At 32.2% G+C, this 21,463-nt stretch carries 18 protein-coding genes and 1 tRNA gene; 12 read left to right on the forward strand and 7 right to left on the reverse strand.

Features of this window, described 5'->3' with window-relative positions:
* Positions 1 to 129: 129 nt before the first annotated feature.
* Entirely contained in the window at positions 130 to 954 is an 825-nt protein-coding gene (locus H574_RS0104765; protein WP_027879466.1) for a universal stress protein, read from the forward strand.
* Positions 955 to 1,008: 54 nt separating this feature from the next.
* Here H574_RS0104765 and H574_RS0104770 read toward each other — a convergent pair.
* Positions 1,009 to 1,081, reverse strand: a tRNA-Gln gene (locus tag H574_RS0104770).
* Between the two features lie 151 nt (positions 1,082 to 1,232).
* On the opposite strand from H574_RS0104770, the gene H574_RS0104775 reads away from it, so the two are divergent.
* Entirely contained in the window at positions 1,233 to 4,529 is a 3,297-nt protein-coding gene (locus tag H574_RS0104775; protein ID WP_027879467.1) for a DUF2723 domain-containing protein, read from the forward strand.
* Positions 4,530 to 5,177 carry a polysaccharide deacetylase family protein gene (locus tag H574_RS0104780; protein WP_027879468.1) on the forward strand — a complete coding sequence of 216 codons (648 nt, stop codon included), beginning with the start codon at positions 4,530 to 4,532 and terminating at the stop codon, positions 5,175 to 5,177.
* On the opposite strand, the gene H574_RS0104785 is transcribed toward H574_RS0104780, so the two are convergent.
* Together H574_RS0104785 and H574_RS0104790 are read right to left on the reverse strand one after the other, a co-directional pair.
* A complete protein-coding gene (locus H574_RS0104785; RefSeq protein WP_027879469.1) occupies positions 5,174 to 5,470 on the reverse strand; it encodes a thioredoxin family protein in 297 nt (98 codons plus the stop codon). The two genes, H574_RS0104780 and H574_RS0104785, sit on opposite strands and share 4 nt — an antisense overlap.
* Before the next feature lie 54 nt (positions 5,471 to 5,524).
* Positions 5,525 to 6,751, reverse strand: coding sequence for a metallophosphoesterase (locus tag H574_RS0104790; RefSeq protein ID WP_027879470.1), 1,227 nt, complete (start codon positions 6,749 to 6,751; stop codon positions 5,525 to 5,527).
* A 208-nt stretch (positions 6,752 to 6,959) separates the two neighbouring features.
* Between H574_RS0104790 and polA the strand changes: the two genes are divergently transcribed.
* Together polA and H574_RS0104800 are read left to right on the forward strand one after the other, a co-directional pair.
* Entirely contained in the window at positions 6,960 to 9,821 is a 2,862-nt protein-coding gene (gene polA / locus H574_RS0104795; protein WP_027879471.1) for a DNA polymerase I, read from the forward strand.
* 21 nt (positions 9,822 to 9,842) lie between these two features.
* A complete protein-coding gene (locus H574_RS0104800; RefSeq protein WP_027879472.1) occupies positions 9,843 to 10,799 on the forward strand; it encodes a bile acid:sodium symporter family protein in 957 nt (318 codons plus the stop codon).
* 59 nt (positions 10,800 to 10,858) lie between these two features.
* Here the strand turns inward: H574_RS0104800 and H574_RS0104805 are convergent, their stop codons facing one another.
* From H574_RS0104805 to msrB, 4 genes are all read right to left on the reverse strand, one after another.
* Positions 10,859 to 12,286: a KAP family P-loop NTPase fold protein gene (locus H574_RS0104805; RefSeq protein WP_027879473.1), complete on the reverse strand. Its 1,428-nt coding sequence runs from the start codon at positions 12,284 to 12,286 to the stop codon at positions 10,859 to 10,861.
* A gap of 62 nt (positions 12,287 to 12,348) precedes the next feature.
* Positions 12,349 to 14,298, reverse strand: coding sequence for a YgiQ family radical SAM protein (locus tag H574_RS0104810; protein WP_027879474.1), 1,950 nt, complete (start codon positions 14,296 to 14,298; stop codon positions 12,349 to 12,351).
* Positions 14,299 to 14,417: 119 nt separating this feature from the next.
* Positions 14,418 to 14,957 (reverse strand): peptide-methionine (S)-S-oxide reductase MsrA, encoded by a 540-nt coding sequence (gene msrA / locus H574_RS0104815; RefSeq protein ID WP_027879475.1) that lies wholly within the window; start codon positions 14,955 to 14,957, stop codon positions 14,418 to 14,420.
* A gap of 4 nt (positions 14,958 to 14,961) precedes the next feature.
* A complete protein-coding gene (msrB, locus tag H574_RS0104820; protein WP_027879476.1) occupies positions 14,962 to 15,411 on the reverse strand; it encodes a peptide-methionine (R)-S-oxide reductase MsrB in 450 nt (149 codons plus the stop codon).
* A gap of 265 nt (positions 15,412 to 15,676) precedes the next feature.
* Here msrB and rplM point away from each other — a divergent pair, with 265 nt between their 5' ends.
* The 7 genes from rplM to H574_RS0104860 all read left to right on the forward strand — a co-directional run bounded on the left by rplM (position 15,677) and on the right by H574_RS0104860 (position 21,364).
* Positions 15,677 to 16,132, forward strand: coding sequence for a 50S ribosomal protein L13 (gene rplM, locus H574_RS0104830; protein ID WP_027879477.1), 456 nt, complete (start codon positions 15,677 to 15,679; stop codon positions 16,130 to 16,132).
* Positions 16,132 to 16,518, forward strand: a complete 387-nt coding sequence (rpsI, locus tag H574_RS0104835; protein WP_027879478.1) for a 30S ribosomal protein S9 — start codon at positions 16,132 to 16,134, stop codon at positions 16,516 to 16,518. Before rplM ends, rpsI begins: the two co-directional genes overlap by 1 nt.
* Positions 16,519 to 16,679: 161 nt before the next feature.
* Positions 16,680 to 17,450, forward strand: coding sequence for a 30S ribosomal protein S2 (gene rpsB / locus H574_RS0104840; RefSeq protein WP_027879479.1), 771 nt, complete (start codon positions 16,680 to 16,682; stop codon positions 17,448 to 17,450).
* Positions 17,451 to 17,539: 89 nt separating this feature from the next.
* Positions 17,540 to 18,511 carry a translation elongation factor Ts gene (tsf, locus tag H574_RS0104845; protein ID WP_036227106.1) on the forward strand — a complete coding sequence of 324 codons (972 nt, stop codon included), beginning with the start codon at positions 17,540 to 17,542 and terminating at the stop codon, positions 18,509 to 18,511.
* 156 nt (positions 18,512 to 18,667) lie between these two features.
* Positions 18,668 to 19,375, forward strand: coding sequence for a UMP kinase (gene pyrH, locus H574_RS0104850; protein ID WP_027879481.1), 708 nt, complete (start codon positions 18,668 to 18,670; stop codon positions 19,373 to 19,375).
* Between the two features lie 66 nt (positions 19,376 to 19,441).
* Entirely contained in the window at positions 19,442 to 19,996 is a 555-nt protein-coding gene (frr, locus tag H574_RS0104855; protein ID WP_036227108.1) for a ribosome recycling factor, read from the forward strand.
* Positions 19,997 to 20,074: 78 nt separating this feature from the next.
* Positions 20,075 to 21,364 (forward strand): DUF5686 family protein, encoded by a 1,290-nt coding sequence (locus tag H574_RS0104860; RefSeq protein WP_027879483.1) that lies wholly within the window; start codon positions 20,075 to 20,077, stop codon positions 21,362 to 21,364.
* The last annotated feature ends 99 nt before the right edge of the window (positions 21,365 to 21,463 follow it).

The raw sequence follows: 21,463 nt of genomic DNA on the forward strand, positions 1-21,463 counted from the left end.
TCCCCTCAATTAATCTTTTTTCTTTCAACGCTGCAAATATACACATTTTTATTGATTTACATAATATTTTGATTATCAAATTTTATTCATAAATTTATAAGACTATCCACCCAAAAAAACATCTTTTTTATGAAAAAAATATTAGTACCAACAGATTTTTCTAACGAAGCTGAAAATGCTGTAAAAGTGGCTGCAGAATTAGCTAAGAAGCATAATTTTGAAATTGTATTATTACATATGCTAGATTTACCTATACAACAACTTAATACTGGAAGCGCTCCTGCAGATTTACCTGAGGCTATGTACTTTATGAAACTTGCACACAAGCAGTTTGAAGATGTTTTAAAAAAAGATTACCTAAGAGATATTACTGTTACCGAAACTGTAGATTTTCATGACATCACTAAAGGTATTCTCGAAACTTGCGAAAAAGAATCTATAGATCTTATTGTAATGGGATCGCATGGCGCAGAAGGATTAAAAGAGCTCTTTATTGGGTCTAACGCAGAAAAAGTAGTAAGACACTCTAAAACACCTGTTTTAGTTATTAAAAACAAGCATGAACATTTTGATATTAAAGAATTTGTTTTTGCTTCTGACTTCAAAAATGACAATAAAGAAACATATAGCCAAGCGGTTAAGTTAGCCCAACTTTTTGATGCTAAGATTCACCTCTTATACGTAAATACACCTAGTAATTTTGTGACTACTGCTACTTCAAAAGTTAGAATTTTTGACTTTATTGAAGGACAAAACTATAACAACTACACTATTAATATTTACAATGATGAAACTGTAGAAAAAGGCATTTTAAACTTTTCTAAAATTATAAACGCAGACTTAATTGGCATTAGCACTCACGGTAGACAAGGTATAGCTCACTTTTTTAACGGGAGTATAAGTGAAGATTTGGTTAATCATGCCAATAGACCTGTAATCACATTTAAAATTTAAAATACTAAATATCTTAAAATAAAAAAGCTTCCTAAAATTAGGAAGCTTTTTTTGTTGGCCTACTAGGGCTCGAACCTAGACTCTTCTGGACCAAAACCAGACGTGTTGCCAGTTACACCATAGGCCAATAACCTTATTGAGCGTGCAAATTTAAAACATTCTTTTATTTGTACAAATATTTTTTAAAAAAATTATCAATAAAAACTTAACGTTAACTTAAAAACCTTACTTATAACATAATAATTACTAAATTCGCCCACGTAAATAAAACAAAACATATGATGTCCTTAAGTTTTAAAAAATGGAATCTAATTTTAGGTTGGTTCGCTTTTTTAATTGCATTAATTACTTATTCTTTAACTGTAGAACCTACAGTTAGTTTTTGGGATGCTGGAGAATATATTTTAACTGCTTCTAAATTACAAGTTGGTCATCCACCAGGAGCACCTTTATATCAAATGCTTGGCGCTGTATTTTCTGTTTTTGCTTTAAACCCAGATCAAATTGGACTTTTAATGAATATGATGAGCGCCGTATCTAGTGCTTTTACCATTTTATTCATGTTTTGGACTATTGTTTTAATTTTAGAAAAAATATTAGGAGAAGGCAAGACTCTTAAAAGTGGTCAACAAATAGCTGTTTTAGGAAGCGCTTTAGTTGGATCTTTAGCTTTTTCATTTACAGATTCGTTTTGGTTTAATGCTGTTGAGACAGAAGTATATGCTATGGCAATACTTATAATGTCTATAATGTTTTTTTTGGGCTTACGTTGGGAAAAAGACATGCACAAACCACGTGGCAATAGATGGCTAATCTTAATTGCATTTGTTATAGGTTTATCGTTTGGTATTCACTTTATGGGATTATTAACCATACCTGCTATTGGTCTAATTTATTATTTCAAAAATTATAAAAAAATAACTGTTAAGAATTTTATTATAGCTAATGTGGCTTCTGTAGCCGTTCTACTTTTTATATTCAAATTAATGTTTCCTAATGTACTTAGGTATTTTAGTGCTTTAGAGTTGTTTTTTGTAAATCAAATAGGTCTACCTTTTAATTCAGGTTCTATCATTGCTGGTATTTTACTTATAGCGGCTTTTTATTATGGATTAAAATATACTAGAGCTAAAAAACTTTATGATTTTAACACTGGTATTCTTTGCTTATTATTCATTTTAATAGGTTCATCATCATGGTTAATGTTACCTATACGTGCTAATGCTAATGTAGTAATTAACGAAAATAACCCTTCAAGCGCTAGAGAACTTTTAGCCTATTATAACTTAGAGCAATATCCAGAAACACATCTATTTTACGGACCTTTATTTACTGACCAATATTCTGGTTTAGATGAAAATGAACCATATGTTGACGACAAGCCTAAATATGAAAAAGATGAAACTACTGGCAAATACATTATAGTTAACGATTATAAAAACGCTAAGCAAAACTACAACTCTAAACACGCTGCGGTATTACCTCGTATGTGGAGCGCAGAAAACGCAGAAAACTATATGCTTTTTACTGGTTTTTTAGATTTTAGAATAAAACCTGCTTACCAAGGAGAACCACGTTTAGAACAATCCATTTTAGACTTTAAAAATGATGTTGTTAAAGGGAGAATTGATTATGAAGATTACCATAATTTTTTAAAGCAATTTGGTCAATTTTTAGATGTAGAAAAACCTTCTTTTGGAGACAACCTTGCTTTCATGTTCGAGTACCAATTAGGTTATATGTATTGGCGTTACTTTATGTGGAATTTTGTTGGTAGACAAGATGATATACAAGGTAAACTAGACCAACACGGTAATTGGATTAGTGGCATTCAATTTATTGACGAGCTTCATTTAGGGCAATCTCAAGATAATCTACCAAGTGATGTGAAAAACAACAAAGCAAGAAACACGTATTATTTCCTTCCTTTTATATTAGGGTTAATTGGACTATTTTTTCTTTTTAATAAAGACAAAAAATTATTTTGGGTTATGCTAGTGTTTTTCTTATTTACAGGAATTGCTATTCAAGTCTACACAAACGTAAGACCTTTTGAACCTAGAGAAAGAGATTATTCTGTTGTTGGTAGTTTTTACGTCTTTGCTATTTGGATTGGGTTTGGGGTATATGCCATCTTTGATATGCTAAAAAAATATCTTTCTGGCAAAATCTTAGCCCCAATTATAACTGTGCTTTGTTTAGCGTTAGTCCCATTAATTATGGCTACTCAAAATTGGGATGATCATGATCGTTCTGACAAGTACACTGCTTTAGCTATGGCTAAAAAATACCTAGATTCTTGTGATGAAAATGGTATTTTATTTTCAATTGGTGATAACGACACCTTTGCTCTATGGTATGCTCAAGAAATTGAAAAATATCGTACCGATGTGCGTGTTGTCAATACAAGTTTATTCCAAACAGATTGGTACATTGATCAAATGAAACGTCAAGCTTATGAAAGCGAGCCAATACCATCTGCTCTTACACATGACAAATACAAACACGGGACAAGAGACTATATAATGAAGCGTTTACGTACTAAAGATACATTAGCTATAAAGGAGTTTATGACCTTTATAACAAGCGACAATCCAAAAACTAAGCTAAAACACATAATGCAGCAAGAAGGAGATGATGTATCTTCTTATCCAAGTCAATTAATTAACTCAAATTATTTCCCTGCAGAACATGTCCGTATTCCTGTAGACAAAAAAGAAGTAATTAAAAACGGAATTGTTAAAGCTAAAGATAGTGCCTTAATAGAAGATAATCTTTATATAACAATAGACGATAGTGCTATATATAAAAACAGATTACTAATGTTAGATATTGTAGCAAACAACAATTGGCAACGTCCAATCTACTTTACAGGTGGCGCATTTGGAGATGATGATTACATTTGGCTTAAAGATTATCTGCAATTAAACGGAATGGTTTACAAATTAGTACCAATAAAAACTCCTGTATCTAGAGCAAACCCATACGATATGGGACGTATTGACACCGATTTTATGTATAATAAAGTCGTAAATTGGGATTGGGGAAATAGTGGCGGAGACATCTATCATGACCCAGAAACACGAAAAAACTCGATCACTTACCGCGGTAACTTAGCTCGTTTAATAGAAGCTTTATTAAACGAAAACAAACTAGACAAAGCAGAAGAAATTGCAGATATTGCTATGGAAAATATGCCTGTTGATAAATACGGATTCTATACACTTTTAGAACCATACATTAGCACATATTATGAGGTAAATAATAAAGAAAAAGCAAGACAATTGTTTAAAGAGGTTGCAACAAAATACCAAGAATATTTAAGATACTATGGTAATTTAACGATAGAAAATCAAGAGTATAACTTTACAGAAATCCTAACTAATATTGAACGTTATAAGGCTTTAGTAGATGTTCTTAGAAGTTACGACAAAGAGTTTGCAGAACAAGAAACAAAAGCTTTTAATAACTACCTTGATTTATTTAAACACTTTTACGAAGAAGAACCTACAGCAAAACCAATGTCTGAAGAAGAGTTCTTAAAAGAATTTGATACTGTTTTAAAAGCTGAATAAATGTTAGCTTTTCCTGTAAAAATTCCAATAATAATTAAACGTCTTTTTCCTAAATACATATGGGAAAAGACGTTTTCTAATAAAACATTATACCTAACCTTTGATGATGGTCCAACTCCTGAAATTACAGAATGGACATTAAACACATTAAAACAATTTAATGCAAAAGCAACCTTCTTTTGTATAGGAGACAATGTAAAAAAATACCCAGAGATACTTCATAAAATAAATCTAGATGGTCACAGTATAGGCAATCATACTTTTAATCATATAAACGGTTGGAGTAATAAAACCAACTCTTATGTCAACAACACAGAAAAAGCTCAAAACACTTTAGAAAAAGAGTTAGGTTTACAATATTTTTCAACTAAAAAATTATTTAGACCGCCATACGGAAAGATTAAAAATAAGCAAGCTAGACAACTAATTAAAAAAGGCTACCAAATTGTAATGTGGTCTGTAATTAGTTACGACTGGAATATAAATTTAAGCGGTAAGGATTGCTTAAACAATGTTTTAAAACATACTAAAGATGGTAATATAATCGTGTTTCACGATAGCATTAAGGCTAAAAAAAATTTACAATACACGTTACCAAAAGTACTAACTTATTACTCTGATAGAGGCTACAGTTTCAAAAGTCTTTAAATAAACTGTTCTACAACATTAATTATAGAGTTTACATCAAACTCTCCAGTTTGCCTCCATTTCATCTCTCCATTTTTATAGATAATTAAGGTAGGTAAACCTTTTACTCTTAAAGCCTCAGACAGCTCTTTATTTTTATCCACATCTATCTTAATGACTCTTGCTTTATCTCCCAATGCAGCTGCTACATCCCTTAAGACCGCATGCATGTTTTTAGATGTTTCATCCCATTCTGTAAAAAAGTCTAAAAGCACAGGAATTTCTACATCAATTAATTCTCCAAATTTTGACATTTGATTAAAGCTTTTGTATTAACGTATCTTTAAAAATAAAACATTTAGTTTAATTTAAGCCTCTTGAAGTCCTTTTTTAAGCTTAATAACCGTTATTTCTGGCCAAATACCTACTCGACCAGGAAAAGCCAAGTAACCAAATCCTCTATTTACGTTTATTATTTGTTTGTTTTGTTCATATAAACCAGCCCAATATTTATAACGCCATTTTGCTGGGCTCCATTTTATCCAACCTGGTATTTCTATTCCAAACTGCATACCATGTGTATGACCACTTAATGTTAAATGATAGTGTAAAGGATGGGTGACAGCAACTTTTTCCCAGTGTGTTGGGTCATGAGACATTAAAATTTTAAAATCATCTTGATTTACACCTTCAGAAGCTTTTTCTAAATCTCCAACTTGTTTAAAACCTGCTCCCCAATTTTCAACACCTATCAAAGCTATTCTTTCTCCGTTCCGTTCTAAAAATCTATTTTCATTTTTCAACAAATCAAAACCCATTTCTTTTTGAATTTCAAAAAGATACTCTAAGTTTTCTTGCTTAGCAGTTTCGTTTGGCCAGTTCATGTAATCTCCATAATCATGATTTCCTAAAACTGAAAACACACCATCTTTTGCTGATAATTTTGAAAAAGTGCCTTTCCATTGTTCCATCTCAGAAGCCTCATTATTAACCAAGTCTCCAGTAAATAATATTACATCAGATTGCTGTTTATTAATTAAATCTATTGCGTATTCTATTTTTTCTTTATTATCAAAGCTTCCAGAATGTACATCACTAATTTGTGTGATTTGATAACCATCAAAAGCTTCTGGTAAATCTGGATATTCTAAAGTATAAGTTAACACTTTGTAATTATATCTTCCTTTATAAATTCCATAAAGCATGGATGCAAATGGTATTGCTGCAATACCTAAAGCTATTTGGCTTATAAATTTCCTTCTAGAAGGCAAATAAAAGGTTTCTTTATCTCCAAACACTTTTTGATATGCTCCGTATAAAATACGGATTACATCTTCTGTAAATAAAAAAGAAATTAGTACTACTTTTAAGGCAATAACAGTTAGAAAAAAACCTAAAGCATAACTCTTAGCTGGCGTAAGTACACGACCTTGGGTTGGTATTATAAATTGGTAAACTAAGTTTACTAATACCATTATTGTAAGCGCAAAAAACAAGAAATAAATCCATTTTTTACTTGTTAAAGTCTTTACCGATTGAAAAGCATAAAAATTAAAAATTCCGTATAAAACTATTATTATAATCCAGCGTAACATATCTATAATTTTAACAAAATTACAGTCTTAAAAATCATATCTACTTTAATTTAAGGGAAGATTAACATTAATTACATTAGTCAAAAATCAAATTATTGCTAATAAGGTTTTAAAAAATCTAAGTAAAGCTGAGTTAAGTTTCGTAATTTTGATGTTCTTGTCTGTTCGAGCGCAGTCAAGAACTTTTTATAAGATTAAAATTCAAAACATGTCAGAACAAAAACGTCTCTTTTTAGTCGATGCTTACGCGCTTATTTTTCGCGGATATTATGCTTTTATAAAAAACCCAAGAATTAACTCTAAAGGTGAAGATACCTCAGCCATTATGGGCTTTATGAACTCACTTTTAGATGTCATCAAACGCGAAAGACCAGACCATTTAGCGGTATGTTTTGATAAAGGCGGAAGCGTAGATCGTGTAGAAATGTACGAAGCTTACAAAGCCAACCGTGACGAAACACCAGAAGGCATTCGCACTGCAATTCCTCATATTTGTAAAATTTTGGAAGCTATGCATATCCCAATTATGGTAAAGGAAGGTTTTGAGGCAGATGATGTTATTGGGACACTTTCCCGTCAAGCGGAAAAAGAAGGTTACAAAACTTATATGGTAACACCAGATAAAGATTTTGCACAATTAGTGACCGAAAATATTTTTATGTATCGCCCAAAATCGTTTGGTGGCGGATATGAAACTTGGGGAATTCCAGAAGTTCAGAAAAAATTTGAAGTCGAAAGACCAGAACAAGTCATTGACTTTTTAGGAATGATGGGCGACTCTAGTGATAATATTCCTGGTTTGCCTGGTGTTGGCGAGAAAACTGCTAAAAAATTCATCAAGCAATTTGGTAGCATGGAAGGACTTTTAGCCAACACAGACCAGCTAAAAGGTAAGATGAAAGAAAAGGTTGAAGCTAATGCCGAACTAGGTCGACTTTCAAAAGAATTAGCGCGAATTATGCTTGATGTTCCGGTGGAATTCAACGCGAAAGATTTCGAGTTAGATTATCCAGATATTGAAAAAGTAAAAGAAATTTTTCAAGAACTAGAGTTTAGACGTCTTACAGATAATTTTATTAAAACGTTTACTTCAGAAAGCGATAATTCAGCTACAACAACTAATCATAATGTCACTTCGAGCTCAGTCGAGAAGTCTCAAACAACAAAAGAAAAAGCATCTGCTGGCGCAGGACAATTCTCTTTATTTGGTGGCGGAGACGACAGCTCAAATTCTGAAACAAACACAACTTTTACAAGAAATACAGCCGAAAACACAAGTCACTTTTACCAAAGTGTTGCAAGCGGAATGGCAACTAAACTGTTTGTAAAAAACTTACTTAATCAGACTTCAGTGTGTTTTGACACGGAAACTACAGGCTTAAATCCGTTAACTGCAGAATTGGTTGGTATTGCATTTTCTTGGGAAACTGGCAAAGGATTCTACTTACCATTTCCTGAAAATAAAGATGAAGCACAAGAATTAATTGAAGAATTACGTCCGTTTTTTGAAGCTGAAAACATTCAGAAAATTGGTCAGAATTTAAAATACGACATCAAGGTTTTAGCTAAATATAATATTGAAGTTAAAGGACCTTTATTCGACACCATGTTAGCGCACTATTTAATTAATCCAGACATGCGTCACAACATGGATGTGCTATCAGAAACGTATTTAAACTACTCGCCTATTTCCATTGAAACCTTAATTGGTAAAAAAGGTAAAAATCAACTATCAATGCGCGATGTGCCTTTAGACAAACAAACGGAATATGCTGTAGAAGATGCTGATATTACACTTCAACTTAAAGAACATTTTGAAAAAGAGTTAGGCGAAGCTAATACACAAAAATTATTTGATGAGATTGAAATCCCATTACTACGCGTGTTAGCCGCAATGGAATTGGAAGGTATTAACCTTGATAAAGACTTTTTAAACAGCTTATCAGAGCAATTAAATAGTGACATTGCTAACTTAGAAAAGAACATTTACGAAGCTGCTGGCGAAGAATTCAACATTGCATCACCAAAGCAATTAGGTGTTATTTTATTTGAAAAAATGAAACTGGTAGACAAGCCAAAAAAGACCAAAACTGGGCAATATTCTACCGCAGAAGACGTCTTGAGTTACTTGGCAAAAGACCACGAAATCATTAAAAATATTCTTGAATTTAGAGGTTTATCCAAACTAAAAAGCACCTATGTAGATGCCTTACCGCTTCAAGTTGAAGAAGCTACAGGTCGCGTACATACCGATTATATGCAAACCGTTGCTGCAACTGGTCGTTTAAGTAGTAATAATCCTAATTTACAAAACATTCCTATTCGTACTGAACGCGGAAGACAAGTACGAAAAGCGTTCGTACCTCGTAGCGAAGACTACACCTTATTAGCTGCCGATTATTCTCAAATTGAATTACGTATCATCGCAGCGTTAAGCGAAGAAGAAACCATGATTGAAGCCTTTAAACATGGTGAAGACATTCACGCGTCAACCGCTTCAAAAGTATTTAATGTTGCTATTGAAGACGTTACCAGAGAACAACGTAGTAATGCGAAAACGGTTAACTTCGGAATTATTTATGGTGTGTCGGCATTCGGTTTAAGTAACCAAACCGATTTATCACGTAGCGAAGCTAAAGAGTTAATCGATACGTATTATGAAACCTATCCGAAGCTTAAAAACTACATCAGCAAACAAGTCGATTTTGCTCGTGATCATGGTTATGTACAAACGGTTTTAGGCAGGCGTAGATATTTAAAAGATATCAATTCTAGAAATGCGGTTGTTCGTGGTGCAGCAGAACGAAATGCGGTAAATGCGCCAATTCAAGGTAGTGCTGCTGACATCATCAAACTAGCAATGATAAACATTTACGAAAAATTAGAAGCTGGTGATTACAAAACCAAAATGCTACTACAAGTACATGATGAATTGGTGTTTGATGTCTATAAACCAGAACTAGATGAGATTTCAAAACTCATTAAAACTGAAATGGAAAATGCGTTTAAACTTTCGGTACCATTAGATGTTGAAATTGGTCTTGGCGATAACTGGTTAGAAGCGCATTAAATTTAAAAACTCTATCGAATTTTGAAAATAGACAAATTCGTCATTGCTATTATAATTACCGTGATAGCGGCATACATTTATCCTGATTTGGGTAAAGGTGAAAGTGCTCAAGTTTTAAATACTTTGAGCAGTATTGGTATATCGCTTATTTTCTTTTTCTACGGACTAAAATTAAGTCCGCAACAAATTAAAATTGGCTTAAAAAACTGGAAACTACATGTCTTAATACAAGCGACAACGTTTATTGTTTTTCCTTTAATTGTATTGACCACATACCCTTTAATTACTGAAGACAACAAAGCACTTTGGCTGGCTTTTATGTTTTTAGCAGCGTTGCCTTCAACAGTATCTTCATCTGTAGTTATGGTATCTATTGCCAAAGGAAATATTCCTGCAGCTATTTTTAACGCGAGTATTTCGGGATTAATTGGCGTGATCCTTACACCATTATGGATTGGTCTTTTTATGACCTCTACTGGAACAGATTACAGCTTAATCGAAGTCTATCAAAAATTATTATTAGAAATTTTAGCACCAGTTATTTTAGGTTTATTGTTACGACGCTTTTTAGGAGCTTTTGCATTAAAACACAGCAAAAAAATTACACTATTTGATAAAAGTGTGATTTTGTTGATTATCTACAAAAGCTTTTCTAAATCCTTTTTAGATCGCATTTTTGAAAATTTAAGTCCATTAAAATTACTAGCTGTCTTAGCTGTTGCTATCTTAATCTTTTGGATAGTATATTTCTTTATAGGTTTTGTTGCAAAACGGTTTCATTTTTCTATTGAAGACCGAATTACAGCACAGTTTTGTGGCACAAAAAAGTCTTTAGTACACGGTACAGTATTTTCTAAAATACTATTTCAAAACGCTTCATTTTTAGGCATTATTTTATTGCCTATTATGATGTTTCATGCGTTTCAAATTGTAGCAATTAGTGTGATTGCTGCAAAGTATGGAAGAAGGGAATTTTAAAAGTAATATTACAGAAATATCTTTTTTATTTTACTGGTTAAAATAGTAATAAGTATAATCTACAATATGTCTTTAATATTTAATTTTAATTCATTTACACTTAAGTCAGAGTAAGTATCCTGATGATTTAAAATTTCATTAAAGTTTTTGGCAATGTAATCAACAAATCTAAATTCAATATTCTTCTCTGACACCTTAATAGATTGATATGAATCTAATCTAAAATAATTAGCTTTTAGACTATCTACATCATTTGGTAAAAAATGTACTGATAACATTGAAAAAAGTTGATCTCTATCAAATCCAAGGTAACTACCAAAACCTAAATCACTATACCCTTTTTTTAGTAAACTTGAAATATTTACCTTTTGCATCTCAATGTTACCACCATATATAGCTTTATAGTAATTTATCTCCTTCTTTTTAAGATCAAGTAAATCTTCAAATCTTTGAGGATAAAATTCATGTAATATAATAAAATAAATACTTAAGACTGTTTCAAAATAATTACCTTCTTTAAATGTAATTATATTGGGCATATTAATTTTCAAGTTGTTGTCTTCCTTCATAACTTTTAAAATGGAGTATTTATTTAAAAGCTTTTTTACCCTTCTAGGATTGGTGAATTTTAATGCAGATAAAAACTCAGATATTAAATCAATTAAATTCTTATTAAATTTTTTAATTTCTATGTTATCAAAATAGTGACTAACTAGCTTCAAAAGATTATTATGTTCAGGCATAGTGAATGATATATCAATTATTTTTTCTAAATATTCATCCGCTTTTACTACTTCTCTATATTTTGTTTTGACTGCTTCCCTTACTGCTTTTTTATCAACTCCACAGAAAAAAATAGTTTTTACTCCATAAGTGAAAAACAATTTTAACGCAGATAAAAGGTTCAAAACGTTTTCTGGTTCACATCTATCTAAATCATCAATAAAAACAATATTAAACTTTGGTTTGTCTCCACTTGTAATTTGTTCTTCCCATTTAACAAACTCTTCATTAAACTTCTTTTTTAATTGATAAAAAGTCTCTTTTGGTTCTTCTTCCAAGGTTTCAACTAATTTACTACCATCTATACTTAATCCAGGAATAGATATTTTTAGTGACTTAGAAAATCCTTTAAATAATTTTGCAGCGACTTCAACTATTTCTCCTAATGCTTCATCCGTAGAATCAGAGGTTTCATAACTTAAATATTCAAGTAAAGACAATGATAGATTATCATCACTTTCATATTGCCAAGCTTCAAAAAAGAACGTATTAAAATCATCTTTCAGTTCTTTTTCAAGGTATTTCATCAAGGTACTTTTACCACTTCCCCATTCTCCGTATAACGAGAACATTTTTATTTTAGAAAATTGTTCTTTATTAGATTGTAAAAAAGTCTTTATTATTTCACCTTTATCAATTATTCTTAAATAATCGTTTTCAGGTGTTAAATCTTCTATTGGAAGGTTTGGAAGTAATTTTGACATACTTTTGGTTTTCTATAAAAGTAAGAAAACACAAACAGTATATAAAGTTAAGTTATTAACGATTACTTTCGTTTTTTCTTTTTATACTTTACCTTATTTTTTCGTTGGTTAAAAGGTACAGCATCGTTAAAGGTGTTTTTTGTTTTACCAGGTTTATTTTTACGCCATTTTTCATCTTTTTTAGGCAATAAAACATCAAGTAAATCTTGTCTTCCTAATTTATTAAGCGTGTTTTTAATCCAAGCTTTGTTTTCATCTTTATACCAAAAGAAAAAACGGTGTTGTTCATCCTTTTCCTTTCTGGTTTTTGGCGTATTTACCTTTTTAAGCGTATACGGATGGTAACCACTGTAATAAATTACCGTTGCAACCGTCATTGGTGTTGGCGTAAAACCTTGAACTTGCTCAAGCTGAAAGCCCATATCTTTAGTTTCGGCAGCAAGATTTGCCATATCTTCCACTTCGCAGGCAGGATGATTTGAGATGAAATACGGAATTAACTGTAAGTTCAGTTTATTCTTGATATTGATTTTATCAAAACGTTCTTTAAACTTATGGAAGTAACTAAACGATGGTTTTCGCATTAATTTCAAAACAGGATCACTGGTATGTTCTGGAGCTACTTTAAGTCGACCAGAAACATGCTTTGTCATCACTTCTTCGGTATAATCGTCTAATTCTTTTGGATCTGCGTTTTTATTGAATTCTGGCACCAACATATCGTGTCTAATTCCAGAACCGATAAATGATTTTTTCACCTTCGGATGACTATCAACCGCTTGATATAATTCGGTTAACGGCTTATGAGACGTATCTAAATTGCTACAAATGACTGGCGAAATACAACTTGGCGCGACACATTTATCGCAAATAGATTGAACTTTACCTTTCATTTGGTACATATTAGCGCTTGGTCCGCCAATATCAGATAAATAGCCTTTAAAGTCTGGCATATTCACCACTTTATCAACTTCTCTTAATATAGACTCTTTACTACGACTTGCTATAAATTTTCCTTGATGTGCCGAAATGGTACAAAAACTACAACCACCAAAACAACCACGATGAATGTTTATAGACGTTTTTATCATCTCGTAAGCAGGAATTGGTCCACGCTTATTGTATTTTGGATGCGGTAAACGCGTGTAAGGCAAATCGAAAGAGGCATCAATTTCGGCTTCCGTCATTGTAGGATACGGCGGATTTATCATCAGCATCTTATTACCTACCTTTTGAAAAATACGTCTTGCGGCTAACTTATTTGATTCTTGTTCTATAATTTTAAAGTTAGATGCGTATGCTTTTTTGTCTTTTAAACAGGTTTCGTGTGAGGCGATTTCAACATCTTCCCAATTCTTGTTTTTTGGGATATCGTTTTCATCATTAATAAGAATTGCAGTTTGGTTAACTGTATTAATGCTATTGAAAGGTACACCACGTTCTAACAGACGCACAATTTCACGTAAGGGCTGTTCGCCCATTCCGTACACCAACATATCTGCTTTAGAGGTTTCTAAAATGGTTGGCATTAATTGATCGCTCCAATAATCGTAATGGGTTACACGACGTAATGAACCTTCAATACCACCAATTAAAACTGGTGTATCTGGCCATTTTTCTTTTAAAATTTTACTGTAAACGGTAGATGCATAATCTGGTCTAAAACCTATTTCGCCATTTGGCGTGTAGGCATCTTTATCACGACGCTTTTTGTTGGCGTTGTAGTTGCTAATCATAGGATCCATACAACCACCTGTAACACCGAAGAATAAACGTGGTTTACCTAACTTAACAAAATCCTGAAGATTATCGTTAACATTAGGTTGTGGTACTATAGCCACTCGTAAACCCATACTTTCTAGCAAACGTCCAATTACTGCTGGACCAAACGTGGGATGATCTACATAAGCATCGCCGCTAAATAGAATTACATCCAGATATTCCCATCCGCGAATTTTCACCTCTTTATTTGTGGTAGGCAACCAACTAGAAAGTCTTAATTCTTCTTGCATAACGCTGCAAAATTAATCAAAAATTAAACTATAATAGATTTTTTAAAAGGAATTATTAGTTATGATTACCCATACTCACTAAACAACACAACAACTCATTATGAGATAGTTACCAATTTTTATCTTAATTTATCTGTATGTAATTGCCTTAGCTTATTCAGTTTCGGATCTATGACATAGGTGCAATACCCATAATCTGGATTATTTTGATAAAATTCTTGGTGTTCTTTTTCAGCTTCATAAAAAATACCCATTGGACTAACTTCTGTAACTATTTGATTGCTATATAAAGGATTTAATTCTTCTAAAACACGATTAGCAATTTCCTTTTGTTTATCATTATAATAGTATATCACAGATCGATATTGTGTCCCAACATCTGCACCTTGTCTATTTAAAGTTGTAGGATCATGTGTTGTCATAAAGATTTCAAGAATGTCTTTATAACTAATAATATTAGCATCAAAAGTTACTTTAACCACTTCGGCATGACCAGTTAACCCAGAACAAATCTCGCGATAAGTTGGTTTACCTGGCGCATTACCACCTGTGTAACCAGAAATTACTTCTTCTACACCTTTTACATGATTAAACACTGCTTCTGTACACCAAAAACATCCACCACCAACGGTAGCGACTTCTAACTTTTTTGTTGTCATTAAATTACCCTTCTTTATTAAGAATTAAAGATTCTGAATTTACACAATAACGCAAACCACTTGGTTCTGGACCATCTGGAAAAACATGTCCTAAATGTGCATCGCAAGTATTACACATAATTTCTACACGGATCATCCCAAAAGACGAATCTTTTTCATATTTGACTGCATTAGTTTGGATTGGCTGCGTAAAACTAGGCCAACCTGAACCTGAGCTAAATTTAATTGTAGAATCAAATAAAGGCGAATCACAACACACACAATTATATTGTCCAGCTTCAAAAGCACTACATAACGCACCACTATGAGGCGCTTCAGTTCCTTTTAATCTTGTAATTCTATATTGATCTTGTGTTAATTGTGCCTTCCATTGCTCATCTGATTTCTCGACACGTGTATCTGGAGTTGGATTTCCGTTTACAGTAAAACTTATAATATCTTTCCAAGTTAGCATTGTTTTCTTTTCCTATTAAATGTTATACATTAAGTCGTGTTAATAAAGCTATCCTTTCAACTTAAATAAAACACTAAAATAATATATTCTTAACTTCTTATAATTAAAATGTTAGTTGTTTTTTTATCTAAAAAAAGAGCTAAAAAAAAGATATCAACAGAGTTATCAAATAAAAGTAAGTCCACTATTTGGTAATCAAATATATAATCGTAAATTTGCAAACTCTTTTTGAGAGAGGAATGTTTAATAAAAAATAATTAATAACGTGGACACATTAAGCTACAAAACGATTTCAGCAAACAAAGCTACTGTAGATAAGCAGTGGGTTTTAGTAGATGCTGAAGGTCAGACATTAGGTCGTTTAGCTTCTAAAGTTGCAAAACTTTTAAGAGGAAAACACAAGCCTAGCTTTACACCACATGTTGATTGTGGAGACAATGTAATTGTTGTTAACGCAGAAAAAATCAACTTAACAGGAAACAAGTGGAACGATAAGACTTACTTACGTCACACAGGTTACCCAGGTGGTCAAAGAAGTTTAACTGCTACTGAAATGTTTGGAAAAGATCCAGCAAGATTAGTAGAGAAATCAGTAAAAGGGATGTTACCTAAAAACAAATTAGGAGCAGACTTATTCCGTAATTTAACTGTTGTTGTTGGTACAGAGCACGCTCACGAAGCTCAAAAACCAAAAACAATTAACTTAAACGAATTCAAGTAATGGAAGTAATTCACAAAATTGGTCGTCGTAAGACCGCAGTTGCTCGTGTATACTTATCTAAAGGAGAAGGAAACATCACGATTAACAAAAAAGATTTAAATGACTACTTCACTACAGGTACATTACAGTACAAAGTAAAACAACCTTTAATGTTAACAGAAAACGAAGGTGACTTTGATATTAGAGTAAATGTATTTGGAGGTGGTATTACAGGACAAGCAGAAGCTGTACGTTTAGCAATCTCTCGTGCAATGTGCGAATTAGATGCTGAAAACAGAGGTATTCTTAAACCTGAAGGATTATTAACAAGAGACCCAAGAATGGTAGAGCGTAAAAAATTCGGTCAGAAGAAAGCTCGTAAGAAATTCCAGTTCTCTAAACGTTAATATTATTGCTAAAATTTTTAGCACAAAACAAAAAATTAAACTAGTTATTGTTGTACTTAGCCCAAAAGGCAAGTATAGTTTAGCATCTAAATAATTAAGGCGAATTTATTTTAATGACCACTTAATTATTGCTAATTCAACAGAACGTAAACTATTACAAAATGGCAGTAGAAGTAAAAGAATTACTTGAAGCAGGTGTACACTTTGGACACCTTACACGTAAGTGGGACCCAAACATGGCTCCTTACGTATACATGGAGCGTAATGGCATCCATATCATAAACTTATACAAAACAGCAGCTAAAATAGACGAAGCTGGTGCAGCGTTAGCAAAAATCGCAGCATCTGGTCGTAAAATTTTATTTGTTGCTACAAAAAAACAAGCTAAAGACATCGTATCAGAAAAAGCGGCAAGTATAAACATGCCTTACATTACTGAGAGATGGCCTGGTGGAATGTTAACAAACTTTGTTACTATCAGAAAAGCGATTAAAAAAATGGCTACTATTGATAGAATGAAGAAAGACGGAACATTTAATACGTTATCTAAAAAAGAACGTTTACAAGTTGACCGTTTAAGAGCTAAGTTAGAGAAAAACTTAGGATCTATCGTTGATATGACACGTTTACCAGGAGCTTTATTTGTTGTAGATATTAAGCGTGAGCACATTGCAATTAAAGAAGCACAAAAATTAAACATTCCTATCTTTGCTATGGTAGATACTAACTCTGATCCACGTGAGGTAGACTACGTAATACCAGCAAACGATGATGCTTCTAAATCTATTGATAAAATCTTAACGCACGTTACAGAAGCTATTACAGCTGGTCTTAACGAGCGTAAAGCAGAAAAAGCTGAGAAAGACGCTGCAAAAGCAGACAAAAAATCGGCTCCTAAAAAAGCAAAAGCTTTAAAAGAGGAAGAAGAATAAATTAACAATTTTCAAACATGAATAAGTCGTTTAGTTCTTTTCTTTACTGAAAATTAATTGAACGACTTTTTTTTAAATTATAACTTATTATGAGTGAAGTAAAAATTTCTGCAGCAGAAGTAAACAAGCTAAGAAAAGCTACTGGTGCAGGTATGATGGACTGTAAAAAAGCATTAGTAGAAGCTGGTGGAGACTTTGATCAAGCAATTGACGTTTTACGTAAAAAAGGTCAAAAAGTTGCTGAAAAAAGAGCAGATCGTGACTCTTCTGAAGGTGCTGCTATCGCTAAAGTAAACGATGATAACACAACTGGTGTTGCTATTGTATTAGGTTGTGAAACTGACTTTGTTGGTAAAAACGAATCTTTTGTTGCTTTAGCTAACGAAATGGCAGATAATGCTATCAACTTTGATAACAAAGAAGAATTTTTAGCTTCTGACTTTAATGGTATTTCAGTATCAGAAAAATTAGTAGAACAAACTGGTGTAATTGGTGAAAAATTAGACATCAATGCTTTTGAAAAAGTAAACGCACCTTACGTTGGTTCTTACGTACATATTAACAAAATTGCTGCTATCGTTGGTTTTTCTGCTGCTGTAGATAACGTAGAAACTTTAGCAAAAGACGTTGCTATGCAAATTGCATCTATGGGTGCATCAATCTTATCTTACAAAGATTTTGATCCAGCATACGTAGCTAGCGAAACTGAAGCAAGAATTGCTGCAATTGAAAAAGAAAACGAAGAGTTAGAGCGTTTAGGAAAAACATTAAAAAATGTACCACAATACATTTCAATGTCTCAATTAACTCCAGAAGTTTTAGCTCAAGCTGAAGAAGATGCTAAAGCGCAATTAAAAGCTGAAGGTAAGCCAGAACAAATCTGGGACAAAATCTTACCAGGTAAAATGGAACGTTTTATCTCTGATAACACAACTTTAGATCAAGAACAATGTTTATTAGATCAAAAGTTTATCAAAGACGAAAAAATGACTGTTGCAGAATACGTAAAATCTTATGGTGATGTTGAAATCACAGGATTTAAACGTGTAAGCGTAGGATAGTCTTTTATTGTAAACGCAATAAAACATAAATATAAAAAGCCATTACAACTTAGTAATGGCTTTTTTTAATGCCTTGAAGTCAAAAAAGACAAAACAAAAATTTTAATAATTTGATTTCAAAAAATTATGTAGCTTTGCTAAACTTTCAAAATTAAAATGAAATACAACCGAATTTTACTAAAACTATCTGGTGAAGCTCTTATGGGTAAGCGCCAATACGGTATAGATCCAGAACGATTAGCAGAATATGCAGAAGATATCAAACAACTAACCGACAAAGGTGTTGAAGTTGCCATAGTTATTGGTGGCGGTAATATCTTTAGAGGTGTTGCAGGAGCAAGTAACGGTATGGATCGTGTGCAAGGTGACCATATGGGTATGCTTGCCACAGTGATAAACGGTTTAGCTTTACAAAGCGCTTTAGAAGACGCCGATGTAAAAACTAGACTTCAAACAGCCATCAAAATTAATGAAGTTGCCGAGCCTTTTATTAGAAGAAAAGCTTTAAGCCACTTAAGAAAAGGACGTGTTGTTATTTTTGGTGGAGGAACTGGTAACCCATACTTTACAACAGATTCTGCAGCAGTTTTAAGAGCAATCGAAATTGAAGCAGATGTCATTTTAAAAGGAACAAGAGTAGACGGAATTTATAATGCAGACCCAGAAAAAGATAAATCTGCAATAAAATTTGACCACATCACTTTTGATGATGTCATTAGACAAGGCTTAAAAGTAATGGATACTACAGCATTTACTTTAAGCCAAGAAAACAAATTACCAATCATAGTTTTTGATATGAACAAAAGAGGTAATTTGCTAAAAGTAGTTTCAGGAGAAAACATTGGAACAGAAGTTAATTTATAATTTTTATATTTCAATTTTAAAAAATTGGCTCAATTATTGAAAGAGCTTCGATAATAAATACATACTATGGAAGAAATTACATTTATTATAGATACTGCTAAAGAAGCAATGGATAAAGCAGTAAAACACTTAGAAAAACAATTTTTGAACATTCGCGCAGGTAAAGCTAGTCCTGCAATGTTAGGTAGTGTAATGGTTGATTATTATGGATCTCAAACACCATTAAGTCAAGTTGCAAACGTAAACACTCCTGATGGAAGAACCATTAGCGTTCAACCTTGGGAGAAAAATATGCTTCAAGAAATTGAAAAAGCAATTATGAATGCTAACCTTGGTTTTAACCCAATGAATAATGGTGATTTTATAATTATTAATGTACCGCCATTAACTGAAGAACGCAGACGTGATTTAGCAAAACAAGCAAAAGCTGAAGCAGAAGATGCTAAAATCGGAGTAAGAAACGCAAGAAAAGAAGCTAATAACGACATTAAAAAAACAGATGATGCTTCTGAAGATGTACAAAAAAATGCTGAGGCAGACATACAAGATCTTACCGATAAATACGTTAAAAAAATTGACGAAATTTTAGCGATTAAGGAAAAAGAAATTATGACCGTTTAATGATTTAAGCGACTTTAATAGTCGCTTTTTTATTTCTTCTTTTTTAATATATTTTATTTTGGATCGTTTTTAGTTTGAATGTTAAAACACAAATACACTTCTACCCTATTTTTATGCACTACAATATTTTTGTTTAGTGTAAGTTTTGCGTTTTCTCAAACACCAAAAGATAGTACTGCTGCGGTTAATGATTCAATTAAAAAAGCCAACTTTTTAAACCGTTTAGGTAATGGTTTTTTCCCTACCAAATTTTTAGATATTGATTTAAGATACTTAGTCAAGTTTAACCAATACGAAGGATTAAGATCTGGACTTGGCGGACAGACAAGCAATGAATTTTCGGATAAATACCGAATTAATGCTTACTTAGTTTATGGTTTTGTAGATAAAAAATCTAAATATAGTATTGGTGGTGGTGTTAGAGTTGCTCCAAAAACCAATACATGGATTAACCTTTCATATACTGATGATTTACAAGAAACAGGAAGCACGCAATTTATTTTAGACAAACGCTTTTTTCAGTTTTTTGAGCCTCGATTATTAAACATAGACTTATTTCATAAACACATTACTACAAAACTATCTGTTGAGCATGAAATTTCACCTAAATTATTAACCGAAACTCAATTTTCAACAAGTAACATTAGCCCAACTTACAGTTATAATTTTATTGCTAATAATTCTATCTACCATACGTTTGAGATATCACTTGCTAAGATAGCTTTTCAATATAATCCGTTTGATAAATTTGATGTAAAAGGTAACAAACAAACATTGGTTAAAAGTGGTTTCCCTAAATTTACTTTACAATACACTAAAAGTTTTAAAGACGTCTTTGGTGCAGATTTTAACTTTTCTAAAGTAGATTTTAGAACAATTCAAAAGTTTAACCATAAGAATAATGCTAATACATTACTAACATTTACTGCTGGTTTTGCTCATGGTGATACGCCTTTAACTCATTTATACCATGCTTACCCGAATAATATCAGAAAAGAAACCATTTTACAACGTTTTTCTGTAGCAGGCATAAATAGTTTTGAAACTATGTTTTTTAACGAGTTTTTCTCAGATAAGTTTACGACATTTATTGTAAAGCATTATTTTTCTCCTTTTAAAATTACAGAACGTTATCAGCCACAATTAGTTTTAATTTCTAGATATGCATTAGGTAATATGAGTAATATTGACAGGCATCAAAATCTTGATTTTAATACGCTTGACAAAGGTTACACAGAAACCGGATTTGAAATTAACAAATTGCTTTTTGGTTTTGGCTTAAGTGCTACTTATAGATATGGTGCCTATCACCTACCAAAAGAAGAAGATAATATTGCTGTCAAATTCACTTTCAATATTACTCTGTAAACTTATTTGAATACAAATCTGTTTTTAAACAATGTAAAGCTTTTAAAATATTTTAAAATTTACTAGGCAAACAATATTAAAAACATTTTTAACCTTGAT

The organism is Mesoflavibacter zeaxanthinifaciens DSM 18436, from assembly GCF_000422365.1.
Lineage (GTDB): Bacteria > Bacteroidota > Bacteroidia > Flavobacteriales > Flavobacteriaceae > Mesoflavibacter > Mesoflavibacter zeaxanthinifaciens.

What these genes read in the sequence shown, in the direction of transcription:
- H574_RS0104860 (WP_027879483.1), top strand. Translation starts at nt 20,075, where the DNA reads ATGTTAAAACACAAATACACTTCTACCCTATTTTTATGCACTACAATA.
- rpsI (WP_027879478.1), top strand. Translation starts at nt 16,132, where the DNA reads ATGGAAGTAATTCACAAAATTGGTCGTCGTAAGACCGCAGTTGCTCGT.
- H574_RS0104785 (WP_027879469.1), bottom strand. Translation starts at nt 5,470, where the DNA reads ATGTCAAAATTTGGAGAATTAATTGATGTAGAAATTCCTGTGCTTTTA.
- H574_RS0104790 (WP_027879470.1), bottom strand. Translation starts at nt 6,751, where the DNA reads ATGTTACGCTGGATTATAATAATAGTTTTATACGGAATTTTTAATTTT.
- rpsB (WP_027879479.1), top strand. Translation starts at nt 16,680, where the DNA reads ATGGCAGTAGAAGTAAAAGAATTACTTGAAGCAGGTGTACACTTTGGA.
- H574_RS0104765 (WP_027879466.1), top strand. Translation starts at nt 130, where the DNA reads ATGAAAAAAATATTAGTACCAACAGATTTTTCTAACGAAGCTGAAAAT.
- H574_RS0104805 (WP_027879473.1), bottom strand. Translation starts at nt 12,286, where the DNA reads ATGTCAAAATTACTTCCAAACCTTCCAATAGAAGATTTAACACCTGAA.
- frr (WP_036227108.1), top strand. Translation starts at nt 19,442, where the DNA reads ATGGAAGAAATTACATTTATTATAGATACTGCTAAAGAAGCAATGGAT.
- H574_RS0104810 (WP_027879474.1), bottom strand. Translation starts at nt 14,298, where the DNA reads ATGCAAGAAGAATTAAGACTTTCTAGTTGGTTGCCTACCACAAATAAA.
- pyrH (WP_027879481.1), top strand. Translation starts at nt 18,668, where the DNA reads ATGAAATACAACCGAATTTTACTAAAACTATCTGGTGAAGCTCTTATG.
- msrB (WP_027879476.1), bottom strand. Translation starts at nt 15,411, where the DNA reads ATGCTAACTTGGAAAGATATTATAAGTTTTACTGTAAACGGAAATCCA.
- H574_RS0104775 (WP_027879467.1), top strand. Translation starts at nt 1,233, where the DNA reads ATGATGTCCTTAAGTTTTAAAAAATGGAATCTAATTTTAGGTTGGTTC.
- H574_RS0104780 (WP_027879468.1), top strand. Translation starts at nt 4,530, where the DNA reads ATGTTAGCTTTTCCTGTAAAAATTCCAATAATAATTAAACGTCTTTTT.
- tsf (WP_036227106.1), top strand. Translation starts at nt 17,540, where the DNA reads ATGAGTGAAGTAAAAATTTCTGCAGCAGAAGTAAACAAGCTAAGAAAA.
- msrA (WP_027879475.1), bottom strand. Translation starts at nt 14,957, where the DNA reads ATGACAACAAAAAAGTTAGAAGTCGCTACCGTTGGTGGTGGATGTTTT.
- polA (WP_027879471.1), top strand. Translation starts at nt 6,960, where the DNA reads ATGTCAGAACAAAAACGTCTCTTTTTAGTCGATGCTTACGCGCTTATT.